The 14,029-nt window shown below is 47.7% G+C and carries 13 protein-coding genes and 1 pseudogene; 10 read left to right on the forward strand and 4 right to left on the reverse strand.

The annotated features are described in order from the left end of the window. Nucleotides 1-237 (reverse strand): annotated as a pseudogene (locus tag H6F50_RS05595) (hypothetical protein); the annotation flags it as partial. 243 nt (nucleotides 238-480) lie between these two features. Here H6F50_RS05595 and H6F50_RS05600 point away from each other — a divergent pair. From H6F50_RS05600 to H6F50_RS05610, 3 genes are all read left to right on the forward strand, one after another. Beyond that, nucleotides 481-1,398 carry an SDR family oxidoreductase gene (locus tag H6F50_RS05600; protein ID WP_190427258.1) on the forward strand — a complete coding sequence of 306 codons (918 nt, stop codon included), beginning with the start codon at nucleotides 481-483 and terminating at the stop codon, nucleotides 1,396-1,398. A 135-nt stretch (nucleotides 1,399-1,533) separates the two neighbouring features. Then, nucleotides 1,534-2,835 (forward strand): ATP-grasp domain-containing protein, encoded by a 1,302-nt coding sequence (locus H6F50_RS05605; RefSeq protein WP_190427262.1) that lies wholly within the window; start codon nucleotides 1,534-1,536, stop codon nucleotides 2,833-2,835. Between the two features lie 210 nt (nucleotides 2,836-3,045). Further along, a complete protein-coding gene (locus H6F50_RS05610; protein ID WP_190427265.1) occupies nucleotides 3,046-3,975 on the forward strand; it encodes a CoA-binding protein in 930 nt (309 codons plus the stop codon). Between the two features lie 64 nt (nucleotides 3,976-4,039). Here H6F50_RS05610 and H6F50_RS05615 read toward each other — a convergent pair whose 3' ends face one another. From H6F50_RS05615 to H6F50_RS05625, 3 genes are all read right to left on the reverse strand, one after another. Next, the gene (locus H6F50_RS05615; protein WP_190427267.1) at nucleotides 4,040-5,659 is read right to left on the reverse strand and encodes a hypothetical protein; all 1,620 of its coding nucleotides are present in this window, start codon (nucleotides 5,657-5,659) and stop codon (nucleotides 4,040-4,042) included. Nucleotides 5,660-5,772: 113 nt separating this feature from the next. After that, on the reverse strand, nucleotides 5,773-7,503 hold the full coding sequence (locus H6F50_RS05620; protein ID WP_190427269.1) for an ABC transporter permease: 1,731 nt from the start codon (nucleotides 7,501-7,503) through the stop codon (nucleotides 5,773-5,775). A 94-nt stretch (nucleotides 7,504-7,597) separates the two neighbouring features. Then, nucleotides 7,598-8,548, reverse strand: coding sequence for an ABC transporter ATP-binding protein (locus H6F50_RS05625; RefSeq protein WP_190427271.1), 951 nt, complete (start codon nucleotides 8,546-8,548; stop codon nucleotides 7,598-7,600). A 908-nt stretch (nucleotides 8,549-9,456) separates the two neighbouring features. Between H6F50_RS05625 and leuB the strand changes: the two genes are divergently transcribed. The 7 genes from leuB (at nucleotide 9,457) to psbV (ending at nucleotide 14,010) form a co-directional block, all read left to right on the forward strand. Continuing rightward, nucleotides 9,457-10,548 carry a 3-isopropylmalate dehydrogenase gene (gene leuB, locus H6F50_RS05630; RefSeq protein ID WP_190427273.1) on the forward strand — a complete coding sequence of 364 codons (1,092 nt, stop codon included), beginning with the start codon at nucleotides 9,457-9,459 and terminating at the stop codon, nucleotides 10,546-10,548. Between the two features lie 103 nt (nucleotides 10,549-10,651). Next, nucleotides 10,652-10,915: a hypothetical protein gene (locus H6F50_RS05635; RefSeq protein WP_190414298.1), complete on the forward strand. Its 264-nt coding sequence runs from the start codon at nucleotides 10,652-10,654 to the stop codon at nucleotides 10,913-10,915. 87 nt (nucleotides 10,916-11,002) lie between these two features. Then, nucleotides 11,003-11,824 (forward strand): A24 family peptidase, encoded by an 822-nt coding sequence (locus H6F50_RS05640; RefSeq protein ID WP_190427275.1) that lies wholly within the window; start codon nucleotides 11,003-11,005, stop codon nucleotides 11,822-11,824. 54 nt (nucleotides 11,825-11,878) lie between these two features. Continuing rightward, complete coding sequence (locus H6F50_RS05645; protein ID WP_190414294.1) at nucleotides 11,879-12,091, forward strand: hypothetical protein; 213 nt, start codon at nucleotides 11,879-11,881, stop codon at nucleotides 12,089-12,091. Nucleotides 12,092-12,133: 42 nt separating this feature from the next. Continuing rightward, the gene (accD, locus tag H6F50_RS05650; protein WP_190414293.1) at nucleotides 12,134-13,072 is read left to right on the forward strand and encodes an acetyl-CoA carboxylase, carboxyltransferase subunit beta; all 939 of its coding nucleotides are present in this window, start codon (nucleotides 12,134-12,136) and stop codon (nucleotides 13,070-13,072) included. 72 nt (nucleotides 13,073-13,144) lie between these two features. Continuing rightward, a complete protein-coding gene (locus tag H6F50_RS05655) occupies nucleotides 13,145-13,339 on the forward strand; it encodes a translation initiation factor IF-2 N-terminal domain-containing protein (protein WP_190414291.1) in 195 nt (64 codons plus the stop codon). Between the two features lie 179 nt (nucleotides 13,340-13,518). After that, nucleotides 13,519-14,010 (forward strand): photosystem II cytochrome c-550, encoded by a 492-nt coding sequence (gene psbV / locus H6F50_RS05660; RefSeq protein ID WP_190414289.1) that lies wholly within the window; start codon nucleotides 13,519-13,521, stop codon nucleotides 14,008-14,010. Nucleotides 14,011-14,029: the final 19 nt, after the last annotated feature.

Genomic DNA, 14,029 nt, shown 5'->3' on the forward strand with positions numbered 1-14,029 from the left:
CTGGACTTGACGGGCAAATTCCGGTTGCAGACTTTTGAGAGTTTGCTCTAACGTTCTAAAGGTTCGTTGCGGGTCAGGCAGAAAATCCGCTGGGTGTTGCGTCAAAATAATTAACGCTTCCTGCGGTAAGGCACACCGAACTTGAAAGGGAACCTTCTCCGGTAATGCCGAGTAAAGGCGATTTTGTAGAATTCGCCCCAGTACCTCTAATTCGCTTTCGCGGGCTACTGTTTCCATCCAGCAACACCCTCCGTTTCACTTTCTTCCATTTTGAGGCAGGACAGCTAAAAAGCTTGCTCAATTTTCTACTTTCAAGCAGAGGAATCGCATCAGTAGTGCTTGCAATAATTAAAAAATCTAATCAAAAATCTAAAAATTTGTCTTGGCTACAGCGAATTGGCTATTGCTTGCAATGCTAGGGCTTACCATTAACAACTGTACGGGCACGCGGCTAAGGTGTTAGCCTACTGAACTCAAGTTATGAAGATCGATACTCCACCGCTATCTGAACAAGTCATCCTAATTACAGGAGCTTCTACTGGGATTGGCGCTGCTCTGGCGCAAGTTTTAGCGACTCAGTCGTTGGGAATCCGGCTCGTCTTAGCAGCTCGAAACCAGGAAAAATTGGAGGAAGTCGCAACTTTCTGCCGCAAAGCGGGTGCTGATGTGCTGGTTGTTCCCACCGATATCTCTCAAGTTGAGCAGGCTAAAGCTTTGGCAACTAAAACGATCGACCATTTTGGGCGCGTGGATGCCTTGGTCAATAATGCCGGATATGGACAGATGGGACCAGTAGAGTTGATTCCATTTGAGGCGGTGCAGCGGCAGTTTCAGGTCAATTTACTCGGCCCGCTTGCCTTAATTCAAGCTTTAATTCCAGGAATGCGGGACCAAGGGGGTGGACGGATCGTTAATATTAGTTCTCTAGGCGGACGGCTTGCGTTTCCCTTTGGAGGGTTATATAGTTCCTCTAAATTTGCTTTGGAAGGAATTAGCGATGCACTTCGGATGGAACTGGCTCCATTCAATATCAAAGTCAGCGTGATTGAACCAGGCCCAGTCAGTACGGAGTTTTTCGCGGTAGCAGCGCAACGGGTTGAGCAAGCGATATCAACTCCACAAGATACACCTTACCGGGCTGCTTTTGAGCGGCTAGAAGGACTAGAGGAACGAACCAGTAGTCGAGCTTGGACTTCCGAACGGGTTGCTAAAGTGGTTGTGCGATCGCTCACCGACCGTCACCCTCGTCCCCGCTACGTGGCTGCTACTGGGGGAGATATTCTACTGTTTTTAATGAACAAAGTGTTGCCTACCAGGGCGGTTGATGCCTTTTGGCAGCGTTTCTATGGAATTGATAAAGTCGCCAAAGACTGGCAAAGTCGTCAGAAACAGGGGTAATCGGGATTGGGTAATTGTCACTCGTCATTATCGTTAGCCATTCGTCTTTGGTTTGCTGCGACTGCCGAATAACGAATCCCTTTTTTCTCAATTACCATTCCCCATTCCCCATCCCTCATCCTTAAATTGCCATTCATGGATTTACTAGAATATCAAGCTAAAGAATTATTTCGGGAGATGGGCATTCCCGTTTTGCCTTCTCAACGAATTGATAATTCCAGAGACCTCAAGGGTTTGCAAATTCCTTACCCGGTTGTCCTAAAATCGCAGGTGCGTGCTGGTGGACGGGGTAGAGCGGGTGGAATTCGATTTGCAGAAAATACGATCGATGCGATCGCGGCAGCACGGACGATTTTTAATTTACCGATTCTGGGTGAATATCCCCAAGTGCTTCTAGCAGAAGCAAAATACGATGCCACTCGTGAATTTTATCTAGCCGTCACCCTAGACTACGACCTTCGTCGCCCGGTGCTGCTAGGTTCCTCACAAGGAGGCATGAACTTGGAAGCGGTGATGGAGCTTCTTCAGCAAGTAGTTGTTGACCAAGAATTTTCCTCTTTTTATGCCCGCCATCTGACTCTGAAAATGGGACTCCAAGGTTCCTTGATCCAGTCAGTTAGCACCGTTATCGAAAAGATGTACCATCTGTTTGTCCAAAACGATTTAGATGGAGTGGAAATCAATCCCCTGGGTGTAAGTCCTACAGGCGAATTGATGGCTTTAGATGGCAAAATTACAGTCAATGATGCTGCTCTCAGACGGCATCCCGCTTTGGCTTCTCTAGCGGCAAAAATGCCTCAGTCCGATATCGCGAAGGAAACGCCTACAGACATCGATCCCGGTAAGTTTCTACCCATTCAGAACTGGCTGAATCGAGATGGTAATATTGGGATTCTCTGTAACGGCACCAGCTTGGCGATGGCAATGGTAGATTTGGTTTACAGCGCTGGCGGCAAGCCGAGACTTTGCCTAATTGTGGGTGAGGAGGCGAGTGGAAATTTGACACCCGCATCTTGGAGAGAACAGCTCGAACAAGCGCTGGAGCGTCTCACTCAAAATAAAAATATTAAAGTATTGCTGGTTAATATTTTGGGCAATACCGCAGCGAGTCAGGAAGTCGTTGCAGTGATTGATTCATATCTGCAACGAAAAGTTAATGAAATGACAGAGCATCCGCAGCGAATGACTCGACGGGTTAGTACACCCAGCCCCAAGGACTCTCGCACCCGGATCGGCGATCGCAGACCAGAATTTCTCACCCTGCTTCCCCAATTTGTTGTCCGCTTAGCAGGTGGCGAACTCGACAAAAGCCAAGAGCCTCTAGCGACGATGCCCGTACACTGGAGTGATAATCTGGATGACGCTGTTGAGCAAGCGATTTCCCTAGCCAAAGCCGCAGCTAAAAGTAGATCCGGGACTCCCAGCACCAAATCGTGAGGCAAGGTTGTTTTAGCGGTCGAGCTTTCATGCTGCTTTGCTTGGCATTAAAGTTACATTCAGGACGTTGGCTTGCTCCTGTCAACCTGACTCGCTCATCTCAACCTGATATAGATGTATGGGAGATGTTAGATACCGACATTTGTTATTAGACCTCATGTGCTGTTCGCGCACGAACGTTGCATGGAAAATAGACTTTGGTAAAGGATCATGAAGTTAACGCCAGACAGTAAAATCCTGATACAAGGCATCGCAGAACCACTTGCGTCAACCTACACTGCCCGAATGACAGCTTACGGCACGAAGGTAGTAGCTGGAGTCAGTGCCGGTCAGGGAGGGCAAACGCTGGATGGCATTCCGGTGTTCGACCTGGTAGAGCAGGCGATACAGTCGGTCGGAGCGGTTGACATTAGCATTATCTTTGTACGACCTTACGCGGCGCTTGATGCTGCGCTAGAAGCGATCGCAGCAGGTATCCGACAAATTATTCTGATTACGGGTGGGATACCTCCCCTGGATATGGTTCGGCTGCTCAGAAAGGCAGAGGCGACTCAAACTCTCATCGTCGGTCCCAGCAGTGCTGGGATTATTGTTCCAGGCAAGGTTTTACTAGGCACTCATGAACCTGAATTTTATAGCCCTGGATCGGTGGGACTGCTCAGCCGCAGCGGCAATCTCACCTACGAAGTAGCCGGGGAAATGACACGAGCCGGTTATGGTCAGTCGATTGCTGTCAGTATTGGCAGCGAGCCATTTGTCGGATCTTCTGTCGTACAATGGCTGGAAATTTTGGCAGCAGATAAAAACACGAAGGTCATTGTTTTAGTCAGCCATATCAGCCATACCAGTTCTAGTGATGAACAGGCGGCAGCAGAATACATCGTTGCTACACTTGATAAGCCAGTAATTGTATATTTTGTCGGTCGCTTGCTTCCCCAAGAAAAACTTTTAGGCCCAGGGAATGCACTTGGTTTTTGGCGTCAGGAAGCGATGCTCGCTTCTCCACAGGCTGAACTTGCCGCCGAACAGACACCTGAAAACCGAAAAATTGCCGCTTTCAAGCAAGCGAAAATTCCAATAGCAGAGCGCCCTTCTCAAATTCCAGATTTGGTGAAAAAGGCGCTCAAAAAGTCGGGTTGAGGATTGAGTTAGAGCGGAAAGAGAGGGAGAAGTAGTCGCGATATTTCTCCCTCTCTGAAGTGTTCTAGCGGGCGGGTGCTGATGGACGATTGGCAAAGATTGCTTTGGAGGAAGATGCGCCTGCTAATCGCATCTGCCGCGTCAATTGTAAGCTTAACAATGTCGTAACGCTCCACTGTCCCAAGATTGTCAGAAAAATGGGAATTGCGGAGGCTTCTTTTACCCCTATCCACGGAAAGGCGGTAAGCAGCCACACACCAGAGCTTTGATAAAATGGCATCGACAGCACGCTGAAAAAGATTGGGGGAAATGCAATCAAGGCTATTACAGTTATGCCAGCCCAGAGCGATCGCTTTGCTGTTTTCATAAATAGCAGCATCTGAGCGATACCCGCCAATATCAAGATCCAGTTTAGGCTCAAGATCAAACCTAAAATAGCTGAAATCTTGCCACTGTTTTGAGGCCAAAACAGAATCCAAGCACCCCAAATTACGGTTTTAATGCCCAAATTTACTGCTACTGCCACCAGTGATGGGCTTTTTTCACCCCACAGCAAATCCTGCATTAAGTCGCTTTTCCAAAAACTTTTACGGTTAGAAACCTTTTCGCGGCGGTAACGCGCCCAATCCTGTAATGCCTGACGGTGAGGGGATAAACCTGCAATTAAACCCAAGAACCATAGCAGATTTACGGTTTCCATAAAGACCAACAATCCCCACAGAAATCCAGATTCAGCAAATTGTGCCGGATTTAAGTGGTTCTTTTGTAGACAAAAACCTAGAAGCAGGAATTCAAAATAAGCGACCATCCAGTAACTTTGTTTTTTGCTGATAAGCGTGGCGTTGGCATTAGCAAAACGCCGATTTAAGGCTTGCCAAATCCAGTAAGTCCACAAACTAAAAGTTAGAATTGCAAAGGTCTCAGCTAACAAAAAGTTACTACCGAGCGGTATATAAAACCATTGCCAATAGTATAGTACTGAATCGCTCCAATCATAATTGGCCTGTGTAACCAGGGACACAGACCAATTAATTACATTTAGCCAAGGCAAAGCAAATACAAAGGTTAAAAAACTGGCTGACGAAGCTTGAAATTCGCTCAAAAATCCATAAAGTAAGGCAGCGCTATAGAAGAAATAGTAACTAGCACCTGAGAGCAAATAAAAACTCACCAGAAAGTAAAAAGGTACACCGGCACTAATCGCAGACCAGCAATGCAATGGTAGTGCTAGGGCCACACCCAGATAAAGTAAAATAGGCACTCCCAGGATTTTCCCCGTCAAAATGCTTTGACTTGATTGGGGACTCAATCGAATGAAATTCAGGGTGCCTCGACGCTCTTCTTTACCAAGGTCGCTGATAATCATATAGACCCCAGCGAGTAATAAGATGAAAGGCAAAGTCCAATTCAAAATGCTGAATATGGCCTGCCACCAATGCTGCCACTCGATGATAATCTGACCGGCAGCATCCAAACGGCAGTTGTAGTTACTGGTTCTTACACAAAAGCTGCTGTAGGTTCCATCCAAATTTAGTTGTTCGTAAAAATACAAGACCAGTAAAAACTGACTAATCAAAGAGACACTAATAGCGATCGCTAACTTGCGAGTTTTCAGTTGTCCTTTGAGTTCGCGCAGAAACTGAGGGTTCCAATCGCCCAATCGCTCCATCCAAAGTAGGTTCATCTCTGTTTTCCTTGATCGCAAGTTTTGAGAAGAAACCCGTTTTCTGCCTCGAAAACGGGTTTTTCTAGATTCGTTTGTTTGTGTCCGAGAATTCGATTCGAGCGATCGCTTCTCTACAAGCCGGTAGCGGGTAAAGAGGAACGATTGGACATCAACGATTTCGACGCAGACTCACCCGCCTGTCGTAACTGTCGCGCTGTCTGAATACTCAACAAGCTGAACATTAGCCACTGACCCAGCACTGCCAGACCCAGGCTAGTCGCAGCAGCATCTTTTACAGCACCCCAGGCGAAGACGGAAAACAGCCATACACCGGGTACTTTAGCGGGAGAGATTGATAGCAAGCCGAACACAATGGGCGGCAATATAATCAATCCAGCGACTGTACTCGCTGCCCAGAGCGATCGCTTCGGCGTCTTCATGAACAGCATCAGCTGAGCAACGCCTGCGTAAATCAAGATTAAATTGACACTCAGCAGAAGGGTCGCCAGCGCTGATGCTTTATATGCACTTGCAGGCCAAAGGAGTATCCAGGGCACCACGATTGTTGAAGCAATCAGCAAATTCAGTGCCACTGCTACAACTGAGGGGCTTTTGTCTCCCCAAACTAAATCCTGCACCAGGTTTTTCACACGAGAAGACGTTTTCTCCCGTCGGTAACGCGCCCAGTCCTGCAAAACTTGCCGGTGAGGCGACAACGCCGCCATCAGACACAAGAACAGCGGCAAATTTAACAACAGGAAACCACCAAAATTATCAAACAGTCCGCTTGGTATAGATTCTGGATTACCTGCGCGCCATTTGGGTAGGGTTAGAGCAAATCCAAGAACAGCCACTTCAAAGCAAGCCGTCAGCACGTAACTCTGCCGTTTGCTGAGGAGAGTCGTACTGGGGTTGTGAAAGCAACGCTTCATCCCTTGCCAAAACCAAAAGGTTCCTACGGCATAGTTCAGCACGCTAAAGCCGATGACATTCCAGATGCTGGTACCTAGCGGTAAGTAAAACCATTTCCATGCTTCCAGTTGCACCATTCCCGATGATGCTTGATAGGCACTTCCTTGAGAACTGGCATTAATGAGGTATGCCAGAACAATTGAAGGAGAAAATAGATGCAGCCAATCTAGGGGGGAATTATGGATGATTGTGCTGCTGTTAAGGCTCAAGCCAGTCATGAGGGTCAGAAACATCAGCACGATGCCACTGCCAATCCAAGATTGAAATCCACCGAGTCCACCAGCGACCAAGCCATAAAGTAAGGCGGCGCTGTAGATGCAAGCGGCGCTGGCAACCACGACACCATAAAAGCCCAGAATGAGGACTAAAGGAATTTCAGCCGACAGACCCGCCAACAAATGCAAAGGAATCGCCAGACCGGCTAGGAGATAAAGTAAAATCGGCACTCCCAGCAGCTTACCGCTGAAAATACTGGTTGTTGACTGGGGGCTGAGGCGAATGAAATTCAGCGTGCCGCGATTTTCTTCCCGCGATAGGTCGCTAATTAGCATATAGGTGCCAGCCACCAAGACGGTCATGAAGCCAATAACACTCAGCCACACGAACACATCTAGCCACCACAACTGCCAGTTAATGGCAAAATTGCCAAGGGCATCTACAAGGCACTTCTGCCCATAACCAGGGCGATTGTCTAGGCAATATCTACTGTAGATATCGCCCATACCCGTATCAACTGGCAGTTGAGTTGCGAAACTCATCAGCAGTAGCATTTGACCCATCAGCGCGATCGCTACTGCAATTAATACATTTCGGGGTTTAAGACGCCCTTTAATTTCTCGTAACAGCTGGGGATTCCAATCTCCCAGCCGGTCGCTCCAATTAATTTTCATGAGTAAAAAATCTCCAGAATCAAAATTAGTGCTGAGTTAAGAAGGAGCAATTGTTAATAACTCAGTCCTCAGTCCTTCATACCTCAGTCCTGTCCTAGGATGCTTGCTGGTGTCCCAGCTTCAGGAAAATGGTTTCCAAGTCTTCCTGAGTGCAATGAAATTCGGTCAGAGGAATGCCAGATTCAACAAGCGATCGCAACAACTTAGCACAATCTTCCTGACCCCCAGAAAAGTAAAGGCGCACTCGCTCTTGTCCCGCCATCACCTCCAATTCTTCGACTAAAGGATGGTTTCTCAGCTTTGATACAAGTGACTCTAGCTTACCCAACGTAGACAAGAAAATTTGCTGGCGGCTGAGGCGGCGGCGAAGTTCCTTGAGTGGCGAACTTTCTACGAGAAAGCCGAGTTCCATGATGCCAACTGAGGTGCAAAGTTCCTCTAAGTCGCTAAGGACGTGTGACGAAATGACAATCGTCATCCCGGCTTCCTGCAATACTTTGATGATTTCCCGAAACTGCATCCTGGCAAGAGGATCTAATCCGGAAACGGGTTCATCCAACAGCAGCAAAATCGGTTCGTGAATAATTGTCCGCGCCAGACTCAGGCGCTGTTTCATCCCCCGCGAGAGCGTGGCAATCATGCTATTGCGCTTACCCGTTAGCTGCACCAGTTCTAAAACTTCCCGCAGGCGCTGGCTGCGGTGTGGTTCTCGCAAGCGGTAGAGACGCCCAAAATAGTCTAGGTAGTCCCAGACTGTCAAATCGTCGTACAGGGGGAAGTCATCAGGTAGATAGCCGAGTCGCCGCTTCAGGGTAGGGTTGCTGTGATCGCGTTGCAGGCGATCGCCATTAATATAAATTTCACCTGTCGTTGGCTCTTCAGCCGCCGCCAACATCCGCAGCAACGTTGTTTTACCGGCTCCATTCGGTCCAATTAGTCCATAGACTTCACCAGCTTTTACCTGTAAATCAATATCATTAACTGCAATATGTCGATCGAATTGCTTGGTGAGTCCACAAGTGTGAATTGCCAGTTCTTTTGCCATAGCTGCTGAGGGTTGACTGTAAGATGGCTTGCTTGAGTGCTAGCGTAGCCTTTACCTACAGCATTTGCCACGAGCGTTTCTGAAATTTAAACAAGATTGCAGAACCGATTAGCCTTGTAATTCCTTAATTTGTCCCAATTAGGATAATTTCAGGGGGATCAGACATTTTACTATTTGGTTCAGCTAGCACCTTCAAGCATAGAAGGCTCTTACAAGAGCGATCGCACTTTTGGCTCTGTGTCAATGCCGTTCGTTAATATTCGGATGCTCTGTTCTTCCAATCCTCAAATAGCACGCCTGTAATCTTTAATAATTCTCCGCAAGCATTTTAATTAATTTTATTTAATAAAGCTTACTGTTTTTTTGGACATTCACAATTCCAATACATTACATTATTTATTGGAAAAATCTTTAATAAATTTGCTTGCGAATCAGCATTAGATATTTTATTCTTTCATCTTGAACTTTCTTACTTGCAACTATTTAATAAATTCAAAAGAGGTTCAAAAGCCAGTTAGTAAAAGACACGAGTCCTAAATCAACTTCGACAATGGCACATAAATCATCCGATATCGAGCTGATAAAATGCTGAAAAATAGTATTGACATTTTATAGAGACGAAGGATTCGAGCGGCAATTTCTCCTTGTTAGCAGCATTGACTGAATGCTTTGCCCATTACATTATGAATGGTGTTATAACCAACTTCTCAGACATCCCGCTCCTGGCTGCCCTCACCGCCTTCTTTTTTGGCAGAAAGTTAGCAATCAGAGGAATTGCTGGTATTCCCGCACCTATTTAGGTCTAGCTGGGCTTTAGCTCTAGCTGGGCAGATTGTAACTGAATCTGAACGTTTTTCAGGTACATTTCCCCTGTATGATTAATAACTCGCAAGAGTTTTGAACAACCTATGACACAGCAGAACTACCGTATTACCCTACTTCCCGGCGATGGCATTGGCCCTGAAATTATGGCAGTAGCGGTAGACGTGTTGAAACTTGTCGGGAAACAATTTGAGATTCAGTTTGAATTTCAAGAAGCCCTTGTGGGGGGTGCGGCGATTGACGCTACGGGAGAACCGCTACCCGCCCAAACGTTGGAAACATGCCGCAATAGCGATGCTGTTTTACTCGCTGCTATTGGCGGTTATAAGTGGGATAACCTCCCTCGCCATCAACGCCCGGAAACGGGTTTACTAGGACTCAGGGCTGGTCTTGGCTTATTCGCCAATTTGCGTCCCGCCAAAATATTACCCCAGTTAGTGGATGCTTCGTCCTTGAAACGGGAAGTGGTCGAGGGCGTTGATATCATGGTGGTGCGCGAATTGACTGGTGGTATCTACTTTGGGGAACCGAGAGGAGTTTTTGCTACGGAAACAGGCGAGAAGCGCGGCGTCAATACAATGGCTTATACGGAATCAGAGATTGACCGGATTGGGCGAGTAGCCTTTGAGACAGCGCAAAAACGCAGTGGGAAGCTATGTTCGGTGGATAAATCAAATGTGCTGGAAGTGTCGCAGTTGTGGCGCGATCGCATAACTGCTCTTTCGAAAGAATATCCAGACGTGGAATTGTCTCACCTCTATGTAGACGCCGCTGCTATGCAACTTCTTCGCTGGCCTAAACAATTCGACACAATTGTGACAGGTAATCTATTTGGTGATATCCTGTCTGATGCTGCCGCTATGCTTACTGGCAGTATTGGAATGTTACCTTCTGCCAGTTTAGGTGCATCTGGCCCCGGTGTCTTTGAACCCGTCCACGGTTCTGCCCCCGATATCGCTGGGCAAGATAAAGCAAATCCGCTGGCGCAGGTTCTGAGTGCAGCGATGATGCTGCGCTACGGCTTAGACCAGCCTGCTGCTGCCGACAGAATTGAGCAAGCGGTGATGCAAGTTCTGGAGCGCGGCGATCGCACGGGTGACATTATGTCTGAGGGGATGAATCTTTTAGGGTGCAGTGCAATGGGCAATGCATTAATCCAAGCACTAGAAAAGCCTTAAGAAAATTTCATCCTCAACTGCAACAAAAATTGGTATACCTATTGCAGTTTGCAGGAATTGCACGGGTAGATTATAGACTAGCTCAAATAACAGGGGTAGACGAGTGGTTTACGCTTCACAGCAACGGTTAGAAAATCGGACGGAAAGGATAGATATCCCCGTGTTGCTAGACCCCAGCATCGTCAGAGCAGCTCGACAAATCTATCGGACTTACTCGGAAGTCCATCCAGACCGTATGCAGCGCCCTCTAGGGGTGGCAATCGATCGGTATACCTATCGGGGCAAGCTGATTTTTGCAGGCAAACCGATTCTGTTGCCGCAAGAATGTTTTGTGCCTTTTAGTCAAATTGAGTCGGAAATATATTAGTGATTAGTCTAAATTGTCCTTAGTCATGAGTCATGACCCACTACTAATGACCCATGACTCATGACCCGTGACTGATAACTAATTGCTATGGATGATTTGATGGCGTTGCCTGCTGCTGCGATTGTCTTCGCATTGGGTGCCTCAATTGGCAGTTTTCTCAATGTGGTAGTTTATCGATTGCCAGCAGGTTTATCGATTCTTTGGCCCCCTTCTCGTTGCCCGCAATGTCTGCATCGACTAGGTAAAGGTGAAAATGTCCCAATTGTCGGTTGGCTGCGGTTACGAGGGCGCTGTCGCCACTGTAGAAGCAAGATTTCCGGGCGCTATCCACTGGTAGAAGCGTCAACAGGGATGCTGTTTTTGCTAGTTTTCTTGACGTTTGGCATTTCGGTGCAAACGCTAGGATATTGGGCTTTTTTTAGCTGGCTTTTAACATTATCCCTAATCGATTTAGACACAATGACGTTGCCCAATTCACTCACTCAAACCGGATTAATTTTGGGTTTAGTGTTTCAGGCGATCGCCGGTTTTCTGCCAGCAGCAAGTTGGGCAGAAAGTGCAAATCATTTGATGTCAGGCATTGTGGGTGGTGTAGTCGGAATTTGGTTGTTTGACATCATTGCTTTTGGGGGAGCGATCGCTTTTGGACGAGCGGCAATGGGTGGAGGAGATGCTAAACTGGCGGCAATGATGGGAGCCTGGTTGGGCTGGAAGAATTTGCTACTGGCTGGGTTTTTGGCTTGTGTAGTGGGAGCCTTTGCCGGTGGGGGAGCGATCGCGCTTGGCTGGCTTGACCGGCACCGCCCCATGCCGTTTGGTCCCTTCCTAGCACTGGGAGCGCTTTTGGCAGCTTTTTGGGGTGAGGCGATTTGGTCTGCTTACCTGCAACTCTTTTTCCCCCTCAATTAACGCATTCCCCCTGCCCTGATTTACCGCAATACTGCCGTATTGTAAGATATTCCAGTGTCTTGGATTACCCTAAAAACAAATTGCGCTCGCTGGGAAGCTGAATTAATGCAGCAAATGCTAGCGGCTCATCAAATTCCTAGTCGGATTCTCGACCTCGGTGTGGCACCTTATTTTGGTGCGGGGAGTCCTACTGCCTTACAGGTGCGATCGCAGGATCGGTGGGCCGCTCTGCTATTATTGAGTCCGATTCAGGAAGAGCAAGCTTAAAGCGTAGGAAAATCATTTTAATAAGAGGAATTAACCGTTTTCATGTCTCTATTTGATTGGTTTGCAAATCGACGAAAATCAGAGCCAATTAGTGAACAGCGGCAAGAGCGTGAGATTGCGGATGGGCTGTGGACAAAGTGCGAGGCATGTAGTGTCCTTGCTTATACCAAAGACCTCCGCTCAAACAATATGGTTTGCCTGGAGTGCAACCATCACAACCGGGTGTTCAGCGATGAACGCATCCGCCAGCTGATCGATGCCAATACCTGGATGCCGTTGGATGAACAGGTGTTTCCCACCGATCCGTTGAAGTTCCGCGATCGCAAACAATATTGCGATCGCTTGCGAGAAACTCAAGACAAAACTGGCTTGGTGGACGCCGTGCAGACAGGAATGGGGCAATTGGAAAACTTGCCTGTCGCCCTCGGTGTCATGGACTTCCGCTTCATGGGCGGTAGCATGGGTTCTGTCGTCGGAGAAAAAATTACCCGCCTGATTGAACGAGCTACCTGGGAAAGAAAGCCGGTCGTGGTTGTCTGTGCCTCCGGCGGTGCCAGAATGCAGGAAGGAATGTTAAGTCTGATGCAAATGGCGAAAATTTCCGGAGCCTTGGAGCGTCATCAAGAAGCCAGACTGCTGTATATCCCGGTTCTCACTCACCCTACAACGGGAGGTGTCACGGCTTCTTTTGCCATGTTGGGAGACATCATTCTCGCAGAGCCAAAAGCCACAATTGGCTTTGCAGGGCGTCGCGTGATCGAACAAACCTTGCGAGAAAAGCTCCCCGATGATTTTCAAACTTCTGAGTATTTGCTCCAGCACGGTTTTGTAGATGCTATTGTGCCCCGCACTCAGTTAAAGAAAACTCTAGCCCAACTCATTCGGCTACACCAATTTCTCCCCCCTGCACCGCCCCCCGTTCCCCTGTCAGAAACGATCGACTCCGAGCGTCCAGTTTCTAGATTGATCCCAAGCAACTAGACAGGGAAGGGAAAGCGACCGCAAGAGTGGGATGATATTGATATTAGAGCGGTTCAATCTCTCTCAATCATCATGGGTTTTGCAGACCTGTCCATTGCCGAAATCGCAGCAGACTATAACCTCCCAGTAGAGGAGGTTTTCAAGCTGTGCGAACAATTGGGAATCGCCTATAAAACCCAACAGAGCCGTCTGGCTCTGGAGGATGCCAAGGCCATCATTTCTAAGATTCTGTCTCAAAAGCAGGGATCGGGCACGGACGGAGGGTAAAATTAATCCCGACCAACTATCCTGAGTCCCAACAGTCGATTTTCCTTTTTGGCAATCGGCTTGCTTCTTTTTGTCCAGATGATTGGTTGAGAAGCCTGCAACTTAGGGGTCGGCTTACTAAGATTGAGTCCAGCTGTGTTGTGGATCAAAAACTCGCACCAAATTTCTTAAGGAGAACCATGCTTAAGCGATACATAAGTCTGGCTTTAGCCACTGTAATTTTCACCTTCGGATTGCTTGTCACTCAGGTAATGGCAGTCGAACTAACTGACGAAGTTCGCACCGTAAAATTAAACGATCGAGGACAGCAGGTGACATTAAACCTAAAACAAGTCGCCGAAGGCAAACGCCTATTTAACTATGCCTGCGCTTCGTGCCATGCTGGGGGCGTTACCAAGACTGATTTTAACGTCGGTCTAGGTCCGGACGATTTGGCTGGGGCAACCCCACCGCGCGACAACATTGCCGCTCTGGTGGATTACATGCATCATCCCACGACCTACGATGGGGAAACTGCAATCTCTGAAGTACACCCCAGCATAGAGAGTTCCGATATTTATACGGTGATGAGAAATCTCACAGATGATGACCTGTTTAAGATCGGCGGTCATATCCTTCTACAGCCGAAAATCCTCGGCGAACAGTGGGGAGGCGGTAAAGCCGTGCGCTAAGTAAAATTATGAGTTATGA

Origin of the sequence: Coleofasciculus sp. FACHB-712, assembly GCF_014695635.1 — a bacterium.
Taxonomy (GTDB): domain Bacteria; phylum Cyanobacteriota; class Cyanobacteriia; order Cyanobacteriales; family FACHB-T130; genus FACHB-T130.

Excerpts from the sequence above, each read along its gene's own strand:
- H6F50_RS05600 (WP_190427258.1), top strand. The coding sequence starts at position 481 with ATGAAGATCGATACTCCACCGCTATCTGAACAAGTCATCCTAATTACA.
- H6F50_RS05605 (WP_190427262.1), top strand. The coding sequence starts at position 1,534 with ATGGATTTACTAGAATATCAAGCTAAAGAATTATTTCGGGAGATGGGC.
- H6F50_RS05610 (WP_190427265.1), top strand. The coding sequence starts at position 3,046 with ATGAAGTTAACGCCAGACAGTAAAATCCTGATACAAGGCATCGCAGAA.
- H6F50_RS05615 (WP_190427267.1), bottom strand. The coding sequence starts at position 5,659 with ATGAACCTACTTTGGATGGAGCGATTGGGCGATTGGAACCCTCAGTTT.
- H6F50_RS05620 (WP_190427269.1), bottom strand. The coding sequence starts at position 7,503 with ATGAAAATTAATTGGAGCGACCGGCTGGGAGATTGGAATCCCCAGCTG.
- H6F50_RS05625 (WP_190427271.1), bottom strand. The coding sequence starts at position 8,548 with ATGGCAAAAGAACTGGCAATTCACACTTGTGGACTCACCAAGCAATTC.
- leuB (WP_190427273.1), top strand. The coding sequence starts at position 9,457 with ATGACACAGCAGAACTACCGTATTACCCTACTTCCCGGCGATGGCATT.
- H6F50_RS05640 (WP_190427275.1), top strand. The coding sequence starts at position 11,003 with ATGGATGATTTGATGGCGTTGCCTGCTGCTGCGATTGTCTTCGCATTG.
- accD (WP_190414293.1), top strand. The coding sequence starts at position 12,134 with ATGTCTCTATTTGATTGGTTTGCAAATCGACGAAAATCAGAGCCAATT.
- H6F50_RS05655 (WP_190414291.1), top strand. The coding sequence starts at position 13,145 with ATGGGTTTTGCAGACCTGTCCATTGCCGAAATCGCAGCAGACTATAAC.
- psbV (WP_190414289.1), top strand. The coding sequence starts at position 13,519 with ATGCTTAAGCGATACATAAGTCTGGCTTTAGCCACTGTAATTTTCACC.